General features: G+C 31.3%; 15 protein-coding genes. 4 read left to right on the top strand and 11 right to left on the bottom strand.

What is annotated here, in order from left to right; genetic code table 11:
- Positions 1-31: 31 nt before the first annotated feature.
- The 4 genes from BTO18_RS16810 to BTO18_RS17765 all read left to right on the top strand — a co-directional run bounded on the left by BTO18_RS16810 (position 32) and on the right by BTO18_RS17765 (position 9,935).
- Complete coding sequence (locus BTO18_RS16810; protein ID WP_211295618.1) at positions 32-4,045, top strand: LamG-like jellyroll fold domain-containing protein; 4,014 nt, start codon at positions 32-34, stop codon at positions 4,043-4,045.
- 10 nt (positions 4,046-4,055) lie between these two features.
- Positions 4,056-4,217 (top strand): hypothetical protein, encoded by a 162-nt coding sequence (locus BTO18_RS17770; protein WP_170063308.1) that lies wholly within the window; start codon positions 4,056-4,058, stop codon positions 4,215-4,217.
- Between the two features lie 569 nt (positions 4,218-4,786).
- Positions 4,787-9,655: an FG-GAP-like repeat-containing protein gene (locus BTO18_RS16805; RefSeq protein ID WP_105017339.1), complete on the top strand. Its 4,869-nt coding sequence runs from the start codon at positions 4,787-4,789 to the stop codon at positions 9,653-9,655.
- A 106-nt stretch (positions 9,656-9,761) separates the two neighbouring features.
- A complete protein-coding gene (locus tag BTO18_RS17765; protein ID WP_170063307.1) occupies positions 9,762-9,935 on the top strand; it encodes a hypothetical protein in 174 nt (57 codons plus the stop codon).
- Positions 9,936-10,040: 105 nt separating this feature from the next.
- Here the strand turns inward: BTO18_RS17765 and BTO18_RS16800 are convergent, their stop codons facing one another.
- The 11 genes from BTO18_RS16800 to BTO18_RS16750 all read right to left on the bottom strand — a co-directional run bounded on the left by BTO18_RS16800 (position 10,041) and on the right by BTO18_RS16750 (position 24,308).
- Complete coding sequence (locus BTO18_RS16800; RefSeq protein WP_105017338.1) at positions 10,041-10,253, bottom strand: hypothetical protein; 213 nt, start codon at positions 10,251-10,253, stop codon at positions 10,041-10,043.
- Positions 10,254-10,457: 204 nt separating this feature from the next.
- Positions 10,458-12,347, bottom strand: a complete 1,890-nt coding sequence (ftsZ, locus tag BTO18_RS16795; protein WP_105017337.1) for a cell division protein FtsZ — start codon at positions 12,345-12,347, stop codon at positions 10,458-10,460.
- A gap of 117 nt (positions 12,348-12,464) precedes the next feature.
- Positions 12,465-13,787 (bottom strand): cell division protein FtsA, encoded by a 1,323-nt coding sequence (ftsA, locus tag BTO18_RS16790; protein ID WP_105017336.1) that lies wholly within the window; start codon positions 13,785-13,787, stop codon positions 12,465-12,467.
- 6 nt (positions 13,788-13,793) lie between these two features.
- Positions 13,794-14,516, bottom strand: a complete 723-nt coding sequence (locus BTO18_RS16785; RefSeq protein ID WP_105017335.1) for a cell division protein FtsQ/DivIB — start codon at positions 14,514-14,516, stop codon at positions 13,794-13,796.
- Positions 14,506-15,858: a UDP-N-acetylmuramate--L-alanine ligase gene (gene murC / locus BTO18_RS16780; protein WP_105017334.1), complete on the bottom strand. Its 1,353-nt coding sequence runs from the start codon at positions 15,856-15,858 to the stop codon at positions 14,506-14,508. The genes BTO18_RS16785 and murC overlap by 11 nt, the downstream gene beginning before the upstream one ends.
- Positions 15,855-16,946: an undecaprenyldiphospho-muramoylpentapeptide beta-N-acetylglucosaminyltransferase gene (gene murG, locus BTO18_RS16775; RefSeq protein WP_105017333.1), complete on the bottom strand. Its 1,092-nt coding sequence runs from the start codon at positions 16,944-16,946 to the stop codon at positions 15,855-15,857. Before murG ends, murC begins: the two co-directional genes overlap by 4 nt.
- Positions 16,933-18,114: an FtsW/RodA/SpoVE family cell cycle protein gene (locus BTO18_RS16770; RefSeq protein WP_105017332.1), complete on the bottom strand. Its 1,182-nt coding sequence runs from the start codon at positions 18,112-18,114 to the stop codon at positions 16,933-16,935. The genes murG and BTO18_RS16770 overlap by 14 nt, the downstream gene beginning before the upstream one ends.
- Before the next feature lie 145 nt (positions 18,115-18,259).
- Positions 18,260-19,597 (bottom strand): UDP-N-acetylmuramoyl-L-alanine--D-glutamate ligase, encoded by a 1,338-nt coding sequence (gene murD / locus BTO18_RS16765; RefSeq protein WP_105017331.1) that lies wholly within the window; start codon positions 19,595-19,597, stop codon positions 18,260-18,262.
- On the bottom strand, positions 19,597-20,823 hold the full coding sequence (mraY, locus tag BTO18_RS16760; RefSeq protein ID WP_105017330.1) for a phospho-N-acetylmuramoyl-pentapeptide-transferase: 1,227 nt from the start codon (positions 20,821-20,823) through the stop codon (positions 19,597-19,599). Before mraY ends, murD begins: the two co-directional genes overlap by 1 nt.
- A 1-nt stretch (position 20,824) precedes the next feature.
- Positions 20,825-22,291, bottom strand: coding sequence for a UDP-N-acetylmuramoyl-L-alanyl-D-glutamate--2,6-diaminopimelate ligase (locus BTO18_RS16755; protein ID WP_105017329.1), 1,467 nt, complete (start codon positions 22,289-22,291; stop codon positions 20,825-20,827).
- A gap of 1 nt (position 22,292) precedes the next feature.
- Complete coding sequence (locus BTO18_RS16750; RefSeq protein WP_105017328.1) at positions 22,293-24,308, bottom strand: penicillin-binding protein; 2,016 nt, start codon at positions 24,306-24,308, stop codon at positions 22,293-22,295.
- Positions 24,309-24,310: the final 2 nt, after the last annotated feature.

Raw genomic sequence — 24,310 nt, 5'->3', positions numbered from 1 at the left:
GAAAAAAATTATAATTTTTTGCTTCTTACTTATGAGCATAACTACCTTTTCTCAAGCACCAGATGTTGTATTCGTTTCAGGAGCTGGAAGCACTAATGTAAACGGACTTTATACAAAACAAGGATTAAATGGTGGAGTAAATTACTACTCAAAAGGTTCATATTTTATATATAGAAGATCTGATTTTGCTACAGCATGGTATATAGGAACTGTATTAAATAGTATTGATGCAGGTGATATTTATTATAATGATCATTCAACTTCTAATACTCCAGTAGGAGTTAATTTTGGTAAAAGTAGTAATAATTTTCAAGGAAGTTCACCATTTCCAACAGTTTCTTTAGCAACAGCTTCTATCGCTACAAATACTGCAACAAACATTACCACCAATTCTGTTGAGTTAGCAGGAAATGTTATTTCAGATAGTGGTCTTACAGTTACAGAAAGAGGTATTGTGTATTCAACCACAAACCAAACTCCAGAAATTGGAAAAACAGGCGTTATAAAAGACACTAATGGCACAGGTTTAGGTGTTTTCTCTGAAACTATTAGTAGTTTAAACCCTGAAACAACTTACTATTATAGAGCGTATGCCATAAATAGTGCAGGTACAGGTTATGGTGTAGTTAGAAGTTTTACCACTTTAGGTGTTTCCATAAGTAGCATTACAAGACAAAACCCATCAATAGAAGATTTATTTGATACTTCTGCTACTTATCAAGTAACCTTTACCAAACCTGTAAAAGATGTAGATATTACCGATTTTACCAGTAATAGTACAGGAGCTACTGTAAATAGTGTAACATCAGTTTCTAATACGGTTTATAACGTAGCACTAAATAACATAAACACAAATGGAGATGTTTTTCTACAAACCAAAGGTGTAGCTGGTGTTGCTGGCTCAAATGATATTACTACGTTAGCAGTACCTACAGAAACCACAACTGTTGACCAACAAAATACTAATGACTGGTTAGGCCAAGCAGAAATAGGGCAAACATTTACTGCGAGTACTTCTGGAATTATAAAATCGGTAACGTTTTATCCAAATGATGGAAATCACACTTTCTCTGGAACTGCAGATTTAAAATTATATTCAGGAGTTTCAAATGATGGAGGTACTGAAATTGATAGTGAAAGTGTAACCGTAACAAATTCATCAACAAGTGCAGGACAAACATTTACATTTGCATCACCTGTAACCCTATCATCTGGTCAAACCTATACCATTACCTTATCTAACTTTTCAGGATCTGGTTCTCATGCTTTAAACGCTAACACTTCAAATGTTTATAATGGTGGTCATGTCATATTTGCAGGAATGAACAGCTCCTCTCATTTAAATTTCGATTTAAAAATAAAAATTGTAGAAGAAGCAACTCTTGTTGGCGATGTTGCCTTATCTACAACAGCACCTGCAACCAATGAAAAGTTTATTAAAAAATCACCACCTGCATTTCCTGTATTAACAACTGCTGATGCTTCTACTGTTTCAGAAACTAACGCCACTTTAGGAGGAACCATTGTTTTATCTGGAGCAAGTGCTATTACAGAAAGAGGTATTGTGTATAGTACTACAGATAGCTACCCAAAAATTGGGGAAACTGGTGTTACAAAAGTAGTAAGTGCTGTTAACACAAATACATTTAGTGATGTTGTAAGTAGTTTAAATACCAAAAATATTTACTTCTATAGAGCGTATGCAATTAATAGTAATAGCACTGGTTATGGAGCAGTAAAGCGTTTTTCGTTAAACAATGCTTTTCATTTTGATGGGGTACATTCTGCATCAGTACCTAACCATAACTACACCAACGGTTTTTCTATGGATGTTTTGCTAAAGCCAGATCAATTTAGTGGAAGTCAATGTTTTTTAGCGCGTTTTGTGGGTGGTAAAGTATTTGCTTTTATAATAAAATCTGATGGTACTGTAGAATCTACAATAAGTACTGATGGTGCTGCTGAAACTTATTTTACAACAGTGAATTCTTTAACAGAAGATGTTTGGCAACATGTCGCATTTACTTATAATAATGCAGATGGTGCCATGAAACTTTATATTAATGGTGTAGATGCTGGTGGTAGTGGTTCTGTTACAAACCCTACGTCAGGAGCTTTATTTCATGAGAGTTCAAATCAAATAAGTATTGGATCCAGAAATGGCAGTCCTAGATACGAAGGAGCAGTAGATGAATTACGTATTTGGAATAAAACATTATCATCTACAACTATTAACCAAATAAAAAATAAAACAGTACCCTCTAATGCTGATGGTTTATTGGCTTATTATCAATTTAATCAAGGTGTGGCAGGAAATGATAACACAAGTATTTCACAACTATTTAATTCCAAATCAAATAGCTTTGAAAGTTTATTAAACAATTTTACCAGAAATGGTTCAACCTCTAATTTTATAGCGGGTGCTTCAGGAGATTTTGATAACAATACTATTGCCAAAAATGCTTTTATGGCTTCTGGTAATTGGTCAGACCCTACAAAATGGAGTTTAGGAAAAGTACCAACACAAATAGAAAATGCTATCATAGCAGAAAATCAAACGGTTACTATAGATGTAGATGATTTAGAAATCGATGATTTTGAGTTAGAAACTGGTGCAACCTTAAATATTCCAAATGATAAGGAAATAACTATCAATAATACCTTTACTTCTAGTGGTAACTTATCACTAGCTTCTGATAAAAATGATAGTGGTGTTTTACTTGTTAATGGTTCAATTTCTGGAAATGTTACTTATGTTAGAGGTGGCTTATTAGCCAACAAATGGAGTATAGTAACACCACCAGTTTCTGGGCAAACCATAAAGTCTTTTGCAGAAAACAATGCAAATGATATTCGTCAAAATACAGGAATATCTCCAGTTCGTTATGCAATAGCTTATTATGATGATACCAAAGCTGTAGGTAGTAAATGGGTCTATTATGACACTACTGTAAATGCTACTGATACTTTTACAGCTGGCACAAGTTATTCTATGAGCAGAGCAACTGATGGTAGTGTAACTTTTGTGGGTACTTTAGCCGTTGATGATATCAACAAAACACTAAATGCTGATGAATGGCAAGCTATTGGAAATCCGTTTACGACTTATTATCCAGCAAATAAAAACAGCAACAACAGTTTCTTAAATGAAAACTTTGATGCGTTAGATGATAGTTTTAAAAGTTTATATGTTTGGGATGCTATACAGGAAAAGTACGTAGCTGTTAGTGAAGTGGATGCTAATGATCGTTCTTTACCTCCAGGACAAGGATTTTTTATTAAAATGAAAACAGGGCAAACCAATGTAAGTTTTAACAAAGCAAAAAGAACGACAAAACCTGCAAGTGGAATAACCACTTTTGAGAAAGGAAATGTTACTCCAAATATTGTGGTAAATGTTTCAAAAGGAAAAACTACAGTAAAAACACGTATTAAGTTTTTTGATAATACAACCAATGGTTTTGATACTGGTTTTGATATTGGAAATTTTGATAGCCATTCATTAGACATCTATTCAAGAATTGTTGACAATAGTGTTGCCACAAACTTGACGATACAGTCTTTACCAAAAGACAATTATGAAAATATAATAATTCCTTTAGGTATTGTTGCTAAAAAAGGTGATAATATTACCATTGATGGGATTTTAGAAAATCTTCCACAAAGTGTATATGTCTATTTAGAAGATAGATTACAAAACAGCTTTACCGATTTAAAAACAAGTAAAAAACAATGGACTGTTGAAAATGATATTTCTGGTGTTGGTCGTTTTTATTTGCGCCTTTCAGGAAAAGCTTTAAGCACAGCAACCAATGAATTAACAGGTGTTAGTCTATTTGAAAGCAACCATCAACTCCATATTTATGGTTTACAGAATGATGCTTCATTGCGTTTGTATTCAATCTCTGGAAAAGCCATTTTATCATCAAAAGTAGAAGGAATTATCAAAACAACTATTGATTTACCTGAATTGGCTACTGGTGTTTACATTGCTAATCTGCAAACTGAACAAGGCACTATTTCTAAAAAAATCATTATCAAATAAATGAATTGCAATGAAAAATAAAACTCAAAATAATCTTACAAGAAAAGAAGCCATTAAAAAACTAGGAAATTATGGTAAATATGCTGCATTAACTGCTTTGGGTACGTACTTAATTTTGAATCCAAAAACGGCTCAAGCACAAAGTCCCGAATCTCCAGGAACTGGTTTTTAAAAGTGTCTCAAAACTCGAAGTTAATAGCTTCGAGTTTTTTTAAGATTCTTTGAGGCAAAGAAGGGAAAATTTTAATATAATTTTTGATAAATACCAGAAAAAAACCACAATTTAAAGCAAAACTACCCAAAAGGGTGGGCTACTTTTTTACAATATCTACTACTATTGTAAAGAAATTAATAGCAAATGATTAAAAACATTCATAAAGCTTCTTTGCAAACATCGCTAAAAGAACACCAACAGAAAATAAATAACAGTATTCAAAAAATAATACTGCTATCTTTTATTTTAAGTGTGTTTTTACTTGTGGTTTGTGCTATAACAACACAAAAAATATTTCTCATTATTGCGCTCCCATTAAGTATATATTGCTGTTATACCTGCTATCAGTTTATACACTTAAATAAAATTAAAAAACAAATTAAAAATAAAATCAACACGAATTAGTATAGCTATGTTAGAACATTACCAAAAATCAATGGTTTACACCTATCAAATTGTTGTTCACGCACATTTATAAAAACCACATCAATTATTAAAAGAATTTTACACAAAATAATTCTACAATTATGAAAAAAACAAAACTATTATTCGCATTACTACTCATTTGTTCCTTACCTATATTTTCTCAAGTTAGCTTTATAGAAGTTACCACACCTTTTGATGATGTTGATGATTCTTCAGTTGCGTTTGCAGATATTGACGGAGATGGTGATAAAGATGTATTAATTACTGGAAAAAATAATTCTTTTTCTGAAATTACTAGACTTTACACAAATGATGGTAATGGAAACTTTGCTTTGGTTAACGGTACTCCTTTTGATAATGTTACCAGCTCTTCAGTCGCATTTGCAGATATTGACGGAGATAACGACCAAGATGTGTTAATTAGTGGTAATAATGGTTCTACACAAATAAGTAAATTGTATAAAAACGATGGTACTGGAAACTTTACGTTAGTTACTGGTACTCCTTTTGATGGTGTTTTACTTGGCTCTATCGCTTTTGCAGATGTTGATGGAGATAACGATCAAGATGTTCTAATTACTGGTCATGATAGTTCTTCTTCAAAAATAAGCAAACTCTATACAAATAATGGTAGTGGAACCTTTACTCTAGTTTCAGGTACTCCATTTGATGGTGCATCAGACTCTTCAGTAGCGTTTGCAGATATTGATGGAGACAATGACCAAGATGTATTAATTACTGGTAATAACGGTTCCTCATTTGAAAGTAAACTTTATACAAATAATGGTAGTGGAACATTTACTCTAGTTTCAGGCACTCCTTTTGTTAATATTCGTAAAGGCTCAGTAGCGTTTACAGATATAGATGGAGACAACGATCAAGACTTGTTAATTACTGGTCAAAGTAATGGTTTTGGAAGAAATACTGAACTCTATAAAAATAACGGAAGTGGAAGCTTTACCTTGGTTACTGGCGTTCCTTTTGATCGTGTTGATAATTCTTCAGTCGCTTTTGCAGATGTTGATGGTGATAATGACCAGGATGTATTAATTACTGGTTTAGTTGGTTCTTCTGCTATAAGTAAACTTTATATAAACGATGGTAATGGAGACTTTACTTTGGTTACAGGTACTCCTTTTGATGGTGTCAATAGAGGTTCAATCGCTTTTGAAGATATTAATGGTGATAACAAACAAGATGTACTAATTACAGGAAATAATAATTCGTTTTCAAAAACAAGTAAACTTTATAAGAATACTACTTCTTATGCCCCTACAACTATAACAACTGCAGCAACATCTATAACACAAAACACTGTACTTATAGGTGGTGATATTACTAAAAACAATGGTTTAACTGTAACTGAACGTGGTATTGTGTATTCTACTACAGACCAAACCCCAGAAATTGGAGAAACTGGGGTAATTAAAGATACTAATGGTGCAGGTTTGGGTATGTATTCTAAAACCATTAGTGGTTTAAATTCTGAAACCATCTATTATTACAGAGCTTATTCCATAAATAGTGATGGTATTGGTTATGGTAATGTTATGGCATTTGCTACTTTAGGGCTTTCTATAAGCAGTATCAGTAGGCTAAATCCAACAGCTCAAGATTTATACGACACTTCTGCTACATACCAAATTATCTTTTCTAAACCTGTAAAAGATGTAGATGTTAGCGATTTTATAACCAATAGTCTAGGAGTAACTATAAATAGTGTGACTGCTATTTCCAATACCACCTATAATGTAGCCCTAACTAACATTACCACAAGTGGTGATGTTTTGTTACAAACCAAAGGTGTTGCTGGTGTTACTGGCTCTAATGACATTACTACATTAGCAGGACCTGCACAAACAACCACAGTTGACCAGCAATCTAAAGATGATTATTTAAACCAATCAACTTTAGGGCAAACCTTTACTGCAAGCACTTTTGGCAGTATTAAGTCTGTAACATTTTATTTAGAACCTGGGCAACATACTTTTTCTGGAACAGCAGATTTAAAATTATATTCAGGAGTTTCAAATAATGGCGGTACAGAAATAGATAGTGAAAGTGTTACTATAACTTCTTCAACAGATAGTGCTGGGCAAACGTTTACTTTTTCAACGCCAATGACTTTATCCGCAGGTATAACTCATACCATTACTTTAGAAAACTTTAGTGGTTCAGGTAGTCACGCACTTTCTTCTAATAGAAACGGTGGTTATAATGGAGGTCATATTATTTTTTCTGGAATGAATAATTCTTCACATTTAGATTTCGATTTAAAAATAAAAATAATTGAAGAGGAAACAACTATTGGTGATATTGCTTTAAGTACTGTAGCTCCAATAACGAATGAAAAATATATAAAACGCTCTAAAACTCCTGAAACCGCTACTGTAGATGCCACTATTGTAAATAATACAAACATAACTTTAAATGGAGATATATCTTTTCAAGGGTTGAGTACTGTTACAGAAAGAGGCTTTTTATATTCGACTACAGATACCAATCCAAAAATAGGAGACACAGATGTAACTAGAGATATTAATGGTGCTGGTACTGGTGTATTTTCTAAAACGTTTTCAGGCTTAACACCAAATACCACCTATTTTTACAGAGCTTATGCTATAAATACACAAGGTGTGGGTTATGGAGAGGTAAAAAAGGTGTTTTTTAATCACGCTTTGCATTTTGACAAATCTAATGACTATATAACTATTCCAGACAATGCTGCTTTCGATTTTTCCAATGGTTTTAGTATAGAAGCTTGGGTTAGAGTAACCTCATTTTCTGGTAATCCAGTAATTTTTAGTCAATATGCTAGCAATCAAAAAGCGTTTGCTACAATCGTAAAAACAGATGGTTCTATAGAAAACACCATTTCAACTGATGGAAGTTCAGATACATATTACACAACAGCTAACAAAATAACACCTCATATTTGGCAGCACGTTGCTTTTACATACGATGGCACTACTATGAAGTTCTATATTAACGGAACTGAAGCAGGTATAGATGGATCAGTCACAGGAAGCACAGGAACAGTATTCAACAGTACTGCACCTATAGAATTAGGTGCTAGAAATGGTAGTTTATTTTATGGTGGTGATATGGATGAAGTACGTATTTGGACTAAAACATTAACAAATACAGAAATTAATAATCAAAAAGATAGTCGAATTGACCCAAGTACAGCAAATTTAGTAGCGTATTATAATTTTAATAATGGCGTATTATTTGGTGATAATACCTCAATAACTGAAATTAAAGATGTAACAAGTAATAATTTAGTCGGAACACTAAATGGTTTCAATAGAATTGGTGCTACTTCAAACTTTGTGGAAGGAGTTACTAGCGGAAGTTTTGGAACTAATGGCATAAAAACGAATTTTTTTAATACCACAGGTAATTGGAGTGCAGCAAGTAATTGGAGTTTAGGTACAGTACCTACTCAAATAGAAAAAGCTATAATTTCTTCAGGTAATACAGTAACCATTGATGTAGATGATTTAGTTATTGATGATTTTACTTTAGAAAATAATGCTACACTTTCTATTCCTGCAGACAAAGAAATTACTATTCAAAATGAATTTTCTACTTCTGGGAATTTAGAATTACTATCAGATAAAAATAATTCAGGTGTTTTGTTTTTAGATGGTACAACTTCAGGAAATGTAACCTATACTAGAGGAGGTTTATTAGCCAATGAATGGTATATTATTACCCCACCAGTTTCTGGGCAAACTATAAAATCTTTTGCAGAAAATGTATCTAATGATATTAGAACTAACACTTCTGTATCACCCACCAGATATGCCATAGCTACTTATGACGATTCTAAAGCTACAGGAACAAGATGGGTATATTTTGATGCCAATGTAAATGCAACAGATACCTTTACTGCTGGGCAAAGCTACTCCATGTCTAGAGCTACAAATGGTGGTGTTTCTTTTACAGGTACTTTAACTGTAAATGATTTAAACAAAACCTTAACTGCTGGTGCTTGGAACGCGATTGGAAATCCTTTTACCACCTATTACCCAGCCAACAAAAATAGCAGTACTAGTTTCTTAAATGATAATTTAAGCAAGTTAGATATAAATTTCCCAAGTTTATACATTTGGGATGATACACAAAATAAATATGTTGCAGTAACCGAATTAGATGCAACTGCAAGATCTTTACCTCCTGGACAAGGCTTCTTTATTAAAATGAAAGCTGGTGAAACAGAAATTCTTTTCAACGAAGAAAAAAGAACTCTAAAGCCTGCAACTGGCACAACAGATTTCTCTAAAACTGAAACAACACCAAATATAACGTTAACAGTAACCCAAGGAAAAACTGCTGTACATACCAGTATTAAGTTTTTTGATAACACCACTGCTGGTTTTGATGCTGGTTATGACATTGGAAATTTTGATAGCGGTTCTTTAGACATTTACTCGCATTTAGTTGATAATAGTAATACAAATAATTACACCATTCAATCCTTGTCAAATAGTAATTTTGACGGTGTTGTAATTCCTATTTCTATTAATGCTAAAAAAGGAGATCAAATTACGCTTTCTGGAGTTTTTACAAATATCCCAAGTGAAATTAACGTGTATTTAGAAGATAGAAATACCAACTCATTTACAGAATTAACAGCAACTTCTCAAAAAGAAATTGTCATTGAAAATGAGGGTGCAACAAAAGACCGTTTTTACATCCATCTTTCTCAAAAAGCATTGAACACCAATACTACTTTATTAACAGATGTTGCTTTATACAGCAACCATAAAACAGTGTTTATTCACAATATAAAAGAAGCTGGAACCTTCACATTACACTCCATGTTAGGTTCACAAGTGTATCAACAAAAAGTATCTGTAAGTGCTAAAACTGAAATTCCTCTAAAAGATTTATCAATAGGAATTTATTTAGCCACTCTAAAAACTAATAGTGGAACCATTACAAAAAAAATCATATTAGAATAATTTAATGCAATTACAAATGAAGCTTGAATAGGAATCTCATCAGTTTGAGATTTCTTTTCACTCATTTCTCAAACTTTCTAAATCGATAAAATTAACTCAAAATATTATGCAAAAAAATAAAAATAATACTCAAGAAATCAACAGAAAAGAAGCTCTAAAAAAAATTGGTAATTATGGCAAATATGCTGCTTTAACTGCTTTAGGTACGTACTTAATTTTGAATCCTCAAAAAGCCCAAGCACAATCACCTGATATAGATGGTGGTGGAGAAGGTTTTTAAATATAAACGGCTCTTTTAATAGTCTTTTATTAACATCCAAATTATTAGATTTCTCCATTTCAGTCGAAATGACAGCAAAATTTACTTTTTAGGCAGTTTTAGTTTTTATAAAACTATTAATACGATTGCTATAGCAAACAAGGAAACCTGTATAATAGTACCTGTTTGGCTCTGTACTTTTGCGTGATGGTTTTCTATTCTAGATTTAATGTTTGATAATGTTGCTCTTTTAGAAGTTGCAATATTTTGCCTAATTTCTCTTTTGTAAGATGATGTTAAAATTCCTCTTTCTAATGTGTTTGTGTATGTAGTTTTCATAATGTTTAATTTGATTTGATTACACTAGATAGACGAGAAATAAAATATTTTGTTACATCCTAAACAGCTTCATATCAGCACTAAATATTCATTTTTCTAGCATTGATGGTTTACGACAATCGGTAAAAAAAATTAAAAAAAGTTTAAAAAAATAAAAAATCGCATCATTTCTGATGCGATTTTTAATACTAATCTGAGGAAAACTTAATCTACATTATCATGAAAAAAAGAATTATTTGATCTTAAATTTAAATCATCATTCTCTTTTTTAATTACAACCTCTTTTTTACTAATAACTCCACCTTTCTTTAAATCTACACCTTGTCTTTTATAAGCGGGTTGTTTTTCTATTTCATCTATATTTTTATTTAAGTTTTCGTTAAAACTATAGTTGAACTTTTTCATGTTCTTACGTCTTTCTTCTGCTCTTTTTTGCAACTCATTAATCGTTAAATCTAGAGGAGATATTTCTTCGCTAGTAGTTGGTATCTCATTAATTTCTGATTGAGGTGTAGTCGTTTTTAACTCGAACTCTATCTCTTCTTCAATTACATTTTTTTCAATAATTTTAGAACTTTTGTTTATTGTAGGTTCAACATCAAAATCTTCTAAAACATATCTAGTTTCTTTTTTAGATACAATTTCTTTAGCTTCAAAAACTTCTATTTCATTTACTTTTTTGTCGTTTTTGTTCTCAAAAGTTACTTCTTCATCTTTTTTAACTTCAGAATAAGAGTTTAGAGGTAAATCAAATAATAAATCTGCTTGCATTTGATTTTCTGAATTATCAACTTGCTCTTCAACTTTTTTTATTTCTGTGATAATAAAATCTTCTTCTACAGTATTTTGCAAAGTAACTTCTTCATATTGAACAGGAATATTTGCAATAATTTCATTAGTTGATACTAAATCCATTTTTGGCAAACTATCTTCAGTATCATCTTCTAGCACATGAATAACTTTTTGTGCTGCTTTTGGTTCATTTTTAGTATTGTTATCTATAATTGATGTTTTCTGTATTCCTCCTTGATTTCCAAAATTGTAGGTAGCTTTTTGTTCATCCTCAAGAGTATGGATAATTTTTTTTACCTCTGTATTTGTGATTGTACTTTGTTGATCTGCTGCAAAGCCTGTAGCAACAATTGTAACAGCAATAGCATCACCTAAGTCTTCATCTTCACCTATACCCATAATAATGTTTGCATCATAACCAGCCTCATCTTGAATATAATCGTTTATTTCTCCTATTTCATCTAAAGTTACTTCACTTGTACCAGATACAATTAATAACAATACATTTTTAGCTCCTGTAATTTTATTATCATTTAACAATGGAGAATCTAATGCTTTTACAATTGCATTTTTAGCTCTACTTGTACCTTCTTCTTTAGCAGAACCCATAATTGCTGTTCCACTATTAGATAATACAGTTTTAGCATCATGTAAATCTATATTTTGTTTATAGTGATGTGTAATTACTTCTGCTATACCACGTGCAGCTGTAGATAAAACTTCATCTGCTTTAGAGAAACCAGCTTTAAAACCAAGATTTCCATAAACTTCACGCAGTTTGTTATTATTAATTACAATTAAAGAATCTACATTTTGACGTAATTGATCTATACCTAATTGAGCTTGTTTGGTACGTCTTTTTCCTTCAAAAGCAAAAGGCATAGTAACAATACCAACAGTTAACACATCCATATCTTTTGCAATCTTTGCAATTATTGGGGCTGCTCCTGTACCTGTTCCACCTCCCATACCTGCAGTAATAAATACCATTTTTGTTTGGGTATTTAGCATCTGCTGAATTTCTTGCATACTTTCTTTGGCTGCTTGGGCTCCAACTTCAGGATTTGCTCCTGCACCTAAACCTGATGTTAAATTTGCTCCTAATTGAATTTTATTGGGTATAGGACTGTTTTCTAGTGCCTGTGCATCTGTATTGCAAATAACAAAATCTACTCCCTTAATTTGTTCAGTAAACATGTGATTTACAGCATTGCTTCCTCCACCACCAACACCAATTACTTTTATGGTATTAGATTGTGTTTTTGGCATGTCAAATAAAATGTTATCAAATTCTGCGCTCATAATAACGTTTATATTTTTAGTGATTGTTTATTTTTATTCTAATTTTTAACTTCTATTTTTTCTTCACACTTCCTCCAGCTTCATACTTCATACTTCTTACCTCCAACTCTAAATTTCTTATTCAGCATTGTCTAAAAACTCTTTTAAGCTTTCAGTAAATTTTTCAAAGAAAGATTTCTTTTTCGGTTTTGGTTTTTCTTCAATAATTGGTTGTGGTTCTTCTTGTAAACCTTCATCGACAACTTCATTAACTTGCTCAACAATTTCCTCAACTTTTATTTCTCTTTCTAAACCTTCCATTAACAATCCAACTGCAGTTGCATAAGATGGGCTTGATAAAACTTCATCAGAATCGCCAGCTAAATGTTCATTTGGATAACCAATTCTAGCATCCATACCTGTAATATATTCTACCAATTGGCGTAAATGTTTTAATTGAGAACCACCACCTGTAAGCACAATTCCTGCAATTAGTTTCCCTTTTGCAGTTTCATGTCCGTAATTTTTAATTTCTAAATACACATGCTCAATAATTTCTTGTACTCTAGCATGTATTATTTTCGATAGATTTTTTAGTGTAATTTCTTTTGGTTCTCTTCCTCTTAACCCAGGAATTGATACAATTTCTGTTTCTTTATTTTCTCCAGGCCAAGCAGAACCAAATTTTATTTTCAGCAATTCCGCTTGTTTTTCTATAATAGAACATCCTTCTTTAATATCATCTGTAATAACATTTCCTCCAAAAGGAATCACAGCTGTATGCCTTATAATGCCGTCTTTAAAAATGGCTAAATCTGTTGTACCACCTCCAATATCAATTAAAGCTACACCTGCTTCTTTTTCTTCTTGGCTCAATACTGCTGATGCTGATGCTAAAGGTTCTAACGTAATTTCATTTAAGTCTAGACCTGCACTTTTTACACAACGTCCAATATTTCTAATCGATGAAACTTGCCCAACTACCACATGAAAATTCGCTTCTAAACGACCACCATACATCCCAATGGGTTCTTTAATATCTGCTTGAGAATCAACTTTAAATTCTTGTGGTAAAACATGAATTATTTCTTCTCCTGGCAACATTACCAATTTGTGTACTTGGTTTACTAAATTTTCGATATCATTTTCATCGATAACTTCATCTGCATTATTTCTGGTGATATAATCACTATGATGTAAACTTCTAATATGCTGCCCAGCTATACCTACAACTACTTCTTCTATCTTAACCCCAGAAACACTTTCTGCTTCATCAACAGCTTGTTGAATAGACTGTATAGTTTGCGTAATATTACTTACTACCCCTCTTTTTACACCCAAGCTTTTTGCCTTACCAATACCTATAACCTCAATTTTGTCGTACTCGTTTTTACGACCAATCATGGCTACAATTTTTGTTGTACCAATATCTAAACCAACAGCTATTTTATTGTCTTCCATTTTAGTTTATTTAGCGCACACAACTTGGTTGTGATATTTTATATTAATTGTTTTATAATTTTGAATGGTTTGGTCTTCAAATGTCTTATTATAAAACGCTTTTAATTTTTTAAATTTTATATCCATTCTAGTTTTTTTACCAAAATCGATTTTGTAATCTCCACTTCTTACCGCAAATTGATACTCATCTGTGTTAGATTTTTCGATTCCGATAATCTCTTTTTTTAGAAAACCATCACTTAAAATTTTTTTTACAAGAGGTAAAATTTCTTTTATTTCTTCTTTTTTGATACCTGAAATCAATAATACTCTTGCAGAATAATTTGTTGACAATGGCACAACAACTCCCTCTTTATCAAAATAATAAGAATCTTTACCACTTATAACTCTAGCAATAGGTGTGCGTTGTTTTATAATTGTTTTTAGCCTACCACCTACTGTTAAAAAAACAGATGCTTTTTCTACATAAGGATTTTTTAAAACCTTATTTTCTAAACTGTATAAATCTATTACAGATTTTGTTAGGTTTTGTACGCTATCAGTATTTTGTATTAACAATTTATCAACCATTGCATGCGTTAAAAAACCATTATCTCCTTCTTCAAAATTTATAACTGGTGCACCAACTATTTTAGTACTATTTCTTTTTAAAGTAAAGCTATACAAAAACGCTAAACTCCCTATTAATAAAAGGAATGTTATATATTTTAGTACCTTTTTAAACTTCATAAGCTGTAGTTTTTAAAAGTTCTTTAGTTACCTTATTTATCAATACTCCAATGTCTCCTGCACCTAACATTACCACTATTTTAGATGACGAATTCTTAATATCTTTTATAATATTATTTTTTTGTGTCATTTTTTTCTCTGGATGTGATATTTTATCCAACAACCATTCAGAAGTAACTCCTTTTATTGGTAATTCTCTAGCAGGATAAATATCTAACAACAATACTTCATCAAATTTTGATAAAGCTCTAGCAAAATCTTCTACAAAATCTTGTGTTCTAGAAAACAAATGAGGTTGAAAAACCACAAGTACTTTTTCATTAGGATACATTTCTCTAACAGAATTTTCTACTGCATTTATTTCAGTTGGATGATGTGCATAATCATCAATCAAAACAAAATCATCTGTTTTAATTTTGTATGAAAATCTGCGTTTTACACCTTTGAAAGTTGATAATCGATTTTTTATAACTTGTAATGAAATACCATAAACATCTGCCATAGCAAATGCAGCTAAAGCGTTCATTACATTATGTTTTCCTGGTAAATGAAACTCAATATTTTTAATTTCTGATGAGGGTGTTTGCACATCAAAAATGTATATTCCTTTATCAATTTTAAGATTAAAAGCCTTGTAATCAGCTTCATCATTAATAGCATAAGTTAAGCCTTTTAATGGCAAACCTTTAGCCACAATTAAAGTATTAGATACTTTATTTGCAAATGCAAAAAAGGATTCTTCTAGTGCTTCTGCTTTTCCATATATATCTAAATGATCTGCATCCATAGAAGTTACACAAGCAATATTTGGACTTAACTGTAAAAAAGATCTATCAAACTCATCTGCCTCAACTACAGCAATTTTATCTTCTCCTAGAATTAAATTTGAATTGTAATTTTCAGCAATTCCTCCTAAAAAGGATGTTGCTTTTTCTTTAGCCATAATATGACCTAAAATAGATGATGTTGTGGTTTTGCCATGTGTACCTGCAACTGCTAAACAAAAAGTTGTCTCTGTGATTTTACCTAAAATTTCAGCTCTTTTTAAAATGATAAAATTATTGTCTAGAAAATAATTGAATTGCGTATGATTTTTAGGAATTGCAGGTGTATAAACTACTAATGTTTTTTCTTTATTTAAAAAAGAAATAGGAATTTTCTTTAAGGCGTCTTCAAAATGAATCTCAATATCTAATCCTTGTAAATCTTCAGTAATTTTAGAAGGTGTTTTATCATAACCAGCAACAATTTTACCATTGGCAGCAAAATAACGTGCTATTGCACTCATTCCTATGCCTCCAATACCAATAAAATAGACGTTATGTATATTTTTTAAATTCACTGATTTAATAGTTTTTCTACTTCATTTACAATATTTATTGTTGCACTTGGTAAAGCCAATTCTTTAATATTTTCAGATAAATGCTCTTGTTTGCCTCTGTCTTTTATTAATGTTTCAAATACAATTGGAAAAGTATCTAAATCTGATTCTGGCAATAAAATTGCTCCATGTTGATCTGCTATAGATTTTGCATTTTTAGTTTGATGATCTTCTGCAACATTAGGTGATGGTATAAAAATAACAGGTTTGCCAACGATACATAATTCTGATACTGAACTTGCACCTGCTCTTGAAATTGTAATATTTGTGGCTGCATACGCTAAATCCATTTTATTGATAAATTCATGTACTTGTACATGAGTTAACTCATCGTATTTTTTATATTCATCAAAATATAATTTTCCACATTGCCAAATTACTTGCACATTTTGATTCTTGAAAAAATCTAAATTGCTTTCTACTAATTGGTTTATTTTTCTCGCTCCAAGACTCCCTCCTAAAATTAAAATCGTTTGTTTTTTTATATCTAAATTAAAATGTTCAATAGCTTCATCAACTTTATTATGGATTAATAATAAATCTTCACGAACAGGGTTGCCTGTTTTTACAATTTTCTCTTTAGGAAAAAATCGCTCTAGATTATCATAAGCTACACATATCTTTTGCACTCTTTTTCCTAATAATTTATTAGTGATTCCTGGGAAAGAATTTTGCTCTTGAATTAATGTTGGAACACCTCTTTTATTTGCCATAATTAATGTTGGCCCACTTGCAAAACCTCCTGTACCAATTGCGATATCTGGCTTAAATTGTTTTATAATTCTTCTAGCTTTTAACAAGCTATCAATCATTTTAAAAGGAAAATTAAAATTTTTCGCCAACTGTTTTCTTTGGATTCCAGATATCCATAACCCTTCAATTTCATACCCAGCTTTAGGTACTTTTTCCATTTCCATTTTATCTTTTGCACCAACAAACAGAAATTTAGCATTTGGATAACGCAACTTAATTTCATTAGCGATAGCTATTGCAGGATAGATATGACCTCCTGTACCTCCTCCAGAAATAAGAATATTATATTGTTTCATGCAAAATATCTAAAGGGTTATCATCTAAAATATCTTCTTCTGTTTCTTCTTTTGATGCACTTACACTCAAAATCATACCCAAAGCAAAACAAGTCATCCAAATAGATGTTCCTCCACTACTAATTAGTGGTAAGGTTTGCCCAGTTACTGGAAACAAATTTGTTGCTACTGCCATGTTTATTGTAGCTTGAAAAACAATTGGCACACCAACTCCTAAAACTAATAAAGTTCCAAATATGGTGGTGGTTTTTCTTACAACTACAAAAATTCTAAATAGTAATAAAAAATAGATTAATACAATTAAAACTGCTCCAAATAAACCATATTCTTCGATGATAATTGCAAAAATAAAGTCTGATGTAGATTGAGGTAAAAAGTTCTTTTGTACACTTTTCCCTGGACCAACACCTGCAATCCCTCCAGTTGCAATCGCAATTTTTGCCTTCTCTACTTGATAAGCTTCTTTTTGGTTTTTATCAGAAAAATTCTCTATTCTATTTTGCCAAGTTTGTACTCTGTTTGGCATTATATCTGGGAAAGCTTTTGCTACCAAAACAAAAAATGCGAGTGCTAAAATACCAGCTCCTAAAATTAATCCAATGTATTTTAATGGATAACCTCCTAAAAATGTCATCATTAAAACCATTACAAAAATGATGGCTGTAGTAGAGAAATTGGCTGGTAATATCAATATTAAAACTGTAGCTACTGGTAACCACAATTGCCATAAACTTTCTTTAAAATTGATTTGTTTTTCCTTATTTTTTGCCAGATATCTAGCAACGTATGTCATTAACACTAAACCTGCTAAAGTAGAAGTTTGAAAACCTATGCCTCCAATTCTAATCCATCTACTTGCATTAGCTCCTCCTATTGTTGTACCTTGTGATAAGGTAACTATCAATAAAACGATAACTATTGGAAGCATTAAAACTGAACCTCCAGAAAAATATCGGTAAGGTATTTTATGAACTCCATAAATAATTCCAAAACCCATTAACAATAGCATAATATGCTTGGCTAAATGCCCTAAAGTTGAACCAGAACCCACAACATATACCAAATTTGTGCTTGCACTATACACAGGCATAAATGAGAGTATTGCCAAAATAGCAACAATTGCCCAAATGGTTTTATCTCCTTTTATATGTTGAAAAATGGTTTTCATAAGCCTCCGTTAATCCTTCTAAACAAGGGAAACATTCTTGTGTTTATCTTTACTTTTTCACATTACTCTTTTTACTATACTATATTGTAATTCAACCTCAAACCTGCTAACTTCTTCACATTGGAAAGGTTGGGATGGGTTTTTCTTAAAGATTCCTAACCGCATTTTTAAACTGACGACCTCTATCTTCATAATTATCAAATAAATCAAAACTTGCGCATGCAGGAGACAATAAAACAACTTCTCCTCTTTCTGCTAATTTATAAGATACTTTTACTGCTTCTTCTGCACCTGCAGTTTCAACAATAATATCAACCACATTTCCAAATGTGCTTTTTATTTTTTCATTATCCACTCCTAAACAAACAATTGCTTTTACTTTTTCTCTTACCAAAGGCAACAAATCTGTATAATCATTACCTTTATCTACACCACCAACTATCCAAACAGTTTGTTTATCCATACATTCTAGAGCATAGAAAGTAGCATTTACATTTGTAGCTTTTGAGTCATTTATATAATGTACATCTTTAATTTTAGCAACATTTTCTAATCGATGTTCTGCACCTTCAAAGCTTGACAAACTCTCTTTAATAGATTGCTTTCTAACTTTTAATAATTGCGCTGCCATTGTTGCAGCCATTGCGTTTTTTGTATTGTGTTTTCCTTTGATGGATAGTGCTGATAATGGCATTTGTATAGTATCTTTATTTAGGTTGATTATTATATTTTTATCTTTTATATACGCTCCATATTTCAACTCTTTTTCTAGTGAAAAAGGAACTAATTTTGCTTTTGTTTTATTCTTTTTTAACCAATTATTAATTACTTCATCGTCTGCATCATAGATTAGATAATCGGTTTCAGTTTGGTTCTTTGTAATTCTAAATTTTGAGGCGATATAATTTTCAAATTTGTAATCATATCTATCTAAATGATCTGGAGTAATATTGGTTAAAATGGCTATATGACTATTAAAACTTTCTATTCCATCTAATTGAAAACTACTGATTTCTAATACGTAATTTTCATAGTCGTTTTCTGCAACTTGCAGTGCAAAACTATCCCCAATATTACCTGCAATGCCAGCATTTAAATCTGCATTTTTTAAAATGTGATGTGTTAATAATGTTGTTGTTGTTTTTCCATTTGAACCTGTAATACCAACAATGGTTGCATCTGTGTATTGAGCTGCAAATTCAATTTCTGAAATAACAGGTATATTTTGCTTTTTCAACTTTAGAATTAAATCAACTTTATCAGGAATACCAGGACTTTTCATTACTACATCAGCATTTAAAATTTTGCTTTCTGTATGTTGATTTTCCTCAAAATCTATATTATTACTTATAAGAACTTTTTTATACTTTTCCTTTATATTTCCTTTATCAGACACAAATACATTATAGCCTTTTTGCAAACCTAAAACTGCTGTTCCTACACCACTTTCTCCTCCACCAAGAATTACGAGTTTTTGTTCCATTATCTTAACTTTAGAGTAACAATTGTAAATACAGCTAGTAAAATTCCTACAATCCAAAAACGCACTACAATTTTACTTTCATGGTATTTTAATTTTTGATAATGATGATGCAAAGGAGACATCTTAAAAATTCGTCTTCCTGTACCATATTTTTTCCTTGTGTATTTAAACCAAGACACTTGTAAAATCACAGATAAATTTTCTACCACAAAAATCCCTGCTAAAATTGGTAGTAATAATTCTTTTCTAATAGATATTGCAATTACTGCTATAATTCCACCAATAGTTAAACTCCCTGTATCACCCATAAACACTTGAGCAGGAAACGTATTGTACCATAAAAAGCCTATCAACGCTCCAGCAAATGCGAGTATAAAAACTGTCATTTCTCCAGAGTTTGGGATATACATCACATCTAAATAATCTGCAAAAATGATATTACCAGAAACCCAAGCAAAAACTGCTAGTGTGATGACCATTATTGCTGATGAACCTGCTGCTAAACCATCGATTCCGTCTGTTAAATTAGCTCCATTAGAAATTCCAGTTACAATAAATACTGTAATAAAAATAAAAGTTATCCAACCATATTTTTTGTAATCATCACCCAAAAAACGTAAGGCTTTTGAATAATCTAACTCATTGTTTTTAAAGAACGGAACCGTTGTTTTTGTTGATTTGTGTGCTTCTCCAAAAACTTTTTTTCTACCATTTTTTTGAACCACTTGTTCTGCTATTGGGAGTTGCTCTTTAATTGTTACATTATCATTAAAGTATAACATAGCTCCTACAAAAACTCCTAAACCAATTTGGCCTAATACTTTAAACTTACCTTTTAAGCCTCCTTTGTCTTTTTTAAATACTTTTATATAATCGTCTAAAAAACCAATTAAACCCATCCAAACTGTAGTCACTAATAGAATAATGATGTAAATATTATCTAGTTTTGCTAGAAGTATTACAGGAATTAAAGTAGCCATTATTATAATTAATCCTCCCATTGTTGGAGTTCCTGATTTTTGTTTTTGACCTTCTAAACCTAAATCTCTAACAGTTTCTCCAACTTGCTGTTTTCTTAAAAAATTGATAATTCTCTTACCATAAATAGCAGATATTAATAAGGATAATATAAAAGCTGATGCTGCTCTAAATGTGATAAACTGAAACACACTTGCCCCAGGAAAACTAAACTGACTTTCTAAATATTCGAATAAATAATACAGCATTCTAGTTCTTTTTTAGTTGATTAAAACAATTGGTAACTTCCTCTAAATCATCAAAATGAGAACGAACTCCATTTATTTCTTGATAATTTTCATGCCCTTTTCCTGCAATCAAAATAATATCTCCAGTTTCTGACAGCTTACATGCTGTTTTTATAGCTTGTCTTCTATTTAAAACAGTTAATGTTTTTCGATAATTTTCTGGTGAAACCCCAATTTCCATTTCATCTAAAATGGTTTGTGGATTTTCTGTTCTTGGGTTATCTGAAGTAAAAATAGCTTGGTTGCTTAACTGTGAAGCTATATGTGCCATTTTTGGTCTTTTGGTTTTATCTCTATCACCTCCACAACCTACAACTGTGATTACTTTTTCGTTACCAGTTCTAATATCATTAACAGTTTCTAACACATTTTTTAAAGCATCTGGAGTGTGTGCATAATCAATAATAGCAGTAATTCCATCATCTGAAATAGTGTATTGAAAACGACCACTCACGCTTTCTAATTGACTTACAATAGTTAAAACTTCTAACTTTTCTAACCCTAATAATTCTGCTGTGGCTACTATTGCTGTTAAATTATAAATATTAAATACTCCTATTAACTTCGTCCAAACTTCAGTTCTGCCAATAGAAATTAACGTCCCTGAAATTTGTTTCTCTAAAATTCTAGATTTGAAGTCAGCTAGTGTTTTTAGGGCATAAGAATATTTTTTTGCTTTGGTATTCTGCAACATGTAGTTGCCATTTTTGTCATCTATATTTGTTAACGCGAAAGCTGATTTTGGTAAACCATCAAAAAACTCCTTTTTAACATTTCTATATTCTGCAAATGTTTTGTGATAATCTAAATGATCGTGAGAAAGGTTTGTAAAAATTCCACCAGCAAAGGTTAACCCTTGTGTTCTTTTTTGATGAATTCCATGAGAACTCACCTCCATAAAACAATACTCAACACCAGCTTCTAACATCATATCTAAATACTTATTGATAGCGATAGAATCTGGAGTAGTATGTGTAGCTTTATATTCAGTTTCATCAACCAGAATTTTAACTGTTGACAATAAGCCAACCTTGTATCCTGCTTTTGTAAATAATTGATATAATAGTGATGCAATTGTAGTTTTTCCATTTGTACCAGTTACACCAACTACAGGAAATTTAGCTGAAGGATTATTATAAAAATTAGAAGCCATTATTGCCAAAGCTGTATTTGCATTATCAACTTTTATGTAAGTAACTTCTTCTTTCTTATCGAAAGAAAAATCTTCACAAATTATAGCTTTAGCTCCCAAAGAGATAGCTTTATCAACATATGAATGACCGTTAACATTAACTCCTTTTTGAGCTATAAAAACATCATTCTTTGAAACTTTTCTAGAATCAAAAACAAGTTGATTTATAGCAATATTTGTATGACCAAATACTTCTTTTATGGCAACTTTATATAATATGTCTTGTAAATTCTTCAGTTTAAGATAATTTTAAAATAATAGTAGATCCTTTTATTAGTTTTTCTCCTTTTTCTATAGATTGATGCTCTACTTTACCAACACCAGAAAACTTTACTTTTAAACCTATATTTTCTAATAAAGACACAGCATCCATTCCATTCATTCCTTTTACATTAGGTATTTTACTATATTCTTTGTTTATAATATTTTGATACTTTTTGTACTGATTATCAATCTTTGTAAATTCAGTTTTATCATCTACAGATTGGTTATCAACAGGAGTGGTTGTGTAAATTTTTTGAGCAATTTCTTTAAATACAGGTGCAGCAACAGTTGCTCCATAATATCCTTTCTTTTTATCTGGATTATGAATAACCACAATACACGAATATTTTGGTTTATCAGCAGGAAAAAAACCTGCAAAAGAAGCTACATACTTTTTATTAGAGTAGTAACCACCTTCCCATTCTCCTTTTTTATTCTTTGTTCTAGGAATATATTTTTTTGCTGTACCAGTTTTACCAGCCATAGAGAAATTAGAAGAGTAAATATTATCTGCAGTTCCTTTAATTACTACATTTTCCATTACTTCTCTTATTTTACTTAGTGTTTCTTCTGATGCAATTCTTGGGTTTATAACTTCAGTTTCAAACACTTTTTCAGTATTATTTTGTCTTCTCAATTCTTTTACAAAACGAGGTTTTATCATCACCCCATTATTGGCTACAGCATTATAAAACATAAGCGTTTGCATTGGCGTAACAGAAATTCCATAACCCCAAGACATCCATTCTAAAGAAATTTTATTCCAGCTTTTATCAGATGGTTTTGGTACAATTGGTTTCCCTTCTCCTTTTATTTTAAACCCAACTGGTTTTGTAAAACCGTATTTTGCTATTTTATTGATGAATTTTTCTGGTTGATGATCGTAATGTTTTTTAATCAACTTAACAATACCCACGTTTGATGAAACTTCAAAAACTCTTGCTGCAGAAATTTTACCATAACCTCCTCGTCTAGAATCTTCAACTTTTCTATTATGAATAAATATTTTTCCTTTTTCAGTATCTACAACAGTAGATGTATCTATTACTTTATCGTCTAAAGCTGCCATTAAACTTGCTAGTTTAAATGTAGAACCTGGCTCATGACTCTCCCAAACTGCGTAGTTTCTTTTTTCGTAATATTTTCCTTTTGTTGTTCTTCCTAAATTAGAAATTGCTTTTATCTCTCCAGTTGATGTCTCCATTACTACTGCACATCCATGATCTGCTTCAAAAGTTTCTAACTGACGTAGTAAAGCATGGTGTGTAATATCTTGAATATTTACATCTATGGTAGTTATTACATCATGACCATCAATTGGCTCTTTTTCATTAACATCAGAAATTGGTTTCCATTGATTTTTTGCAATTTTCTGTTTCCATCGCAAACCATTTTCACCTTGCATAAAATCTGCAAAAGCACCTTCAATACCTGCTTCACCTCTAAAATCATCATAACCTATTGTGCGTTCTGCAATTTTGCCTATCGGATGTTCGCGTACAGTTTTATGTTCTGCTATAAAACCACCTCTATAAACCCCTAAATTGAATATTGGGAATTTTTTCATTTTTAGATAATCATTATAACCTACATTTCTAGCTATTAACAGATATCTATTCTTACGTTTTTTGGCGTTTCTTAATTTATTTTGATAATAGTTTTTAGATTTACCTAGCATTTGAGACAATGCTTTTGACAAGCCTGCTATGTTTTTTTCAAACACTTTACTATCAACAGCTACAACATCCATTCTAATAGTATATTTAGACATTGATGTTGCCAGTAAGTTACCATCAGCTGCATAAACATTTCCTTTATTAGCAAAAATGGTATCTTGCTTTATAGTTAATTCTGTTGCTAGTTTTTTGTATTTTTCTCCTTGTACGTATTGAATGTTGACAACTCTAAAAATTATAGCCAACAAAAAAAGTGCAAGTAAAGCAGCTACTAGGTAAAATTTGTTAAGTATGCTCTTTTTATGAGTTGCCAATT

Source organism: Polaribacter porphyrae (genome assembly GCF_002954685.1).
In the GTDB taxonomy this organism is placed as follows: domain Bacteria; phylum Bacteroidota; class Bacteroidia; order Flavobacteriales; family Flavobacteriaceae; genus Polaribacter; species Polaribacter porphyrae.
The sequence above is the reverse complement of the archived record's forward strand: the minus strand, read 5'-3'. Positions and strand labels throughout refer to the sequence as shown.

Bases quoted from the DNA above. Each gene is read 5' to 3' on its own strand.
- BTO18_RS17765 (WP_170063307.1), top strand. From the start codon at position 9,762: ATGCAAAAAAATAAAAATAATACTCAAGAAATCAACAGAAAAGAAGCT.
- BTO18_RS16770 (WP_105017332.1), bottom strand. From the start codon at position 18,114: ATGAAAACCATTTTTCAACATATAAAAGGAGATAAAACCATTTGGGCA.
- ftsA (WP_105017336.1), bottom strand. From the start codon at position 13,787: ATGGAAGACAATAAAATAGCTGTTGGTTTAGATATTGGTACAACAAAA.
- BTO18_RS16800 (WP_105017338.1), bottom strand. From the start codon at position 10,253: ATGAAAACTACATACACAAACACATTAGAAAGAGGAATTTTAACATCA.
- murD (WP_105017331.1), bottom strand. From the start codon at position 19,597: ATGGAACAAAAACTCGTAATTCTTGGTGGAGGAGAAAGTGGTGTAGGA.
- BTO18_RS16810 (WP_211295618.1), top strand. From the start codon at position 32: ATGAGCATAACTACCTTTTCTCAAGCACCAGATGTTGTATTCGTTTCA.
- ftsZ (WP_105017337.1), bottom strand. From the start codon at position 12,347: ATGAGCGCAGAATTTGATAACATTTTATTTGACATGCCAAAAACACAA.
- BTO18_RS16805 (WP_105017339.1), top strand. From the start codon at position 4,787: ATGAAAAAAACAAAACTATTATTCGCATTACTACTCATTTGTTCCTTA.
- BTO18_RS16785 (WP_105017335.1), bottom strand. From the start codon at position 14,516: ATGAAGTTTAAAAAGGTACTAAAATATATAACATTCCTTTTATTAATA.
- murG (WP_105017333.1), bottom strand. From the start codon at position 16,946: ATGAAACAATATAATATTCTTATTTCTGGAGGAGGTACAGGAGGTCAT.
- mraY (WP_105017330.1), bottom strand. From the start codon at position 20,823: ATGCTGTATTATTTATTCGAATATTTAGAAAGTCAGTTTAGTTTTCCT.
- BTO18_RS17770 (WP_170063308.1), top strand. From the start codon at position 4,056: ATGAAAAATAAAACTCAAAATAATCTTACAAGAAAAGAAGCCATTAAA.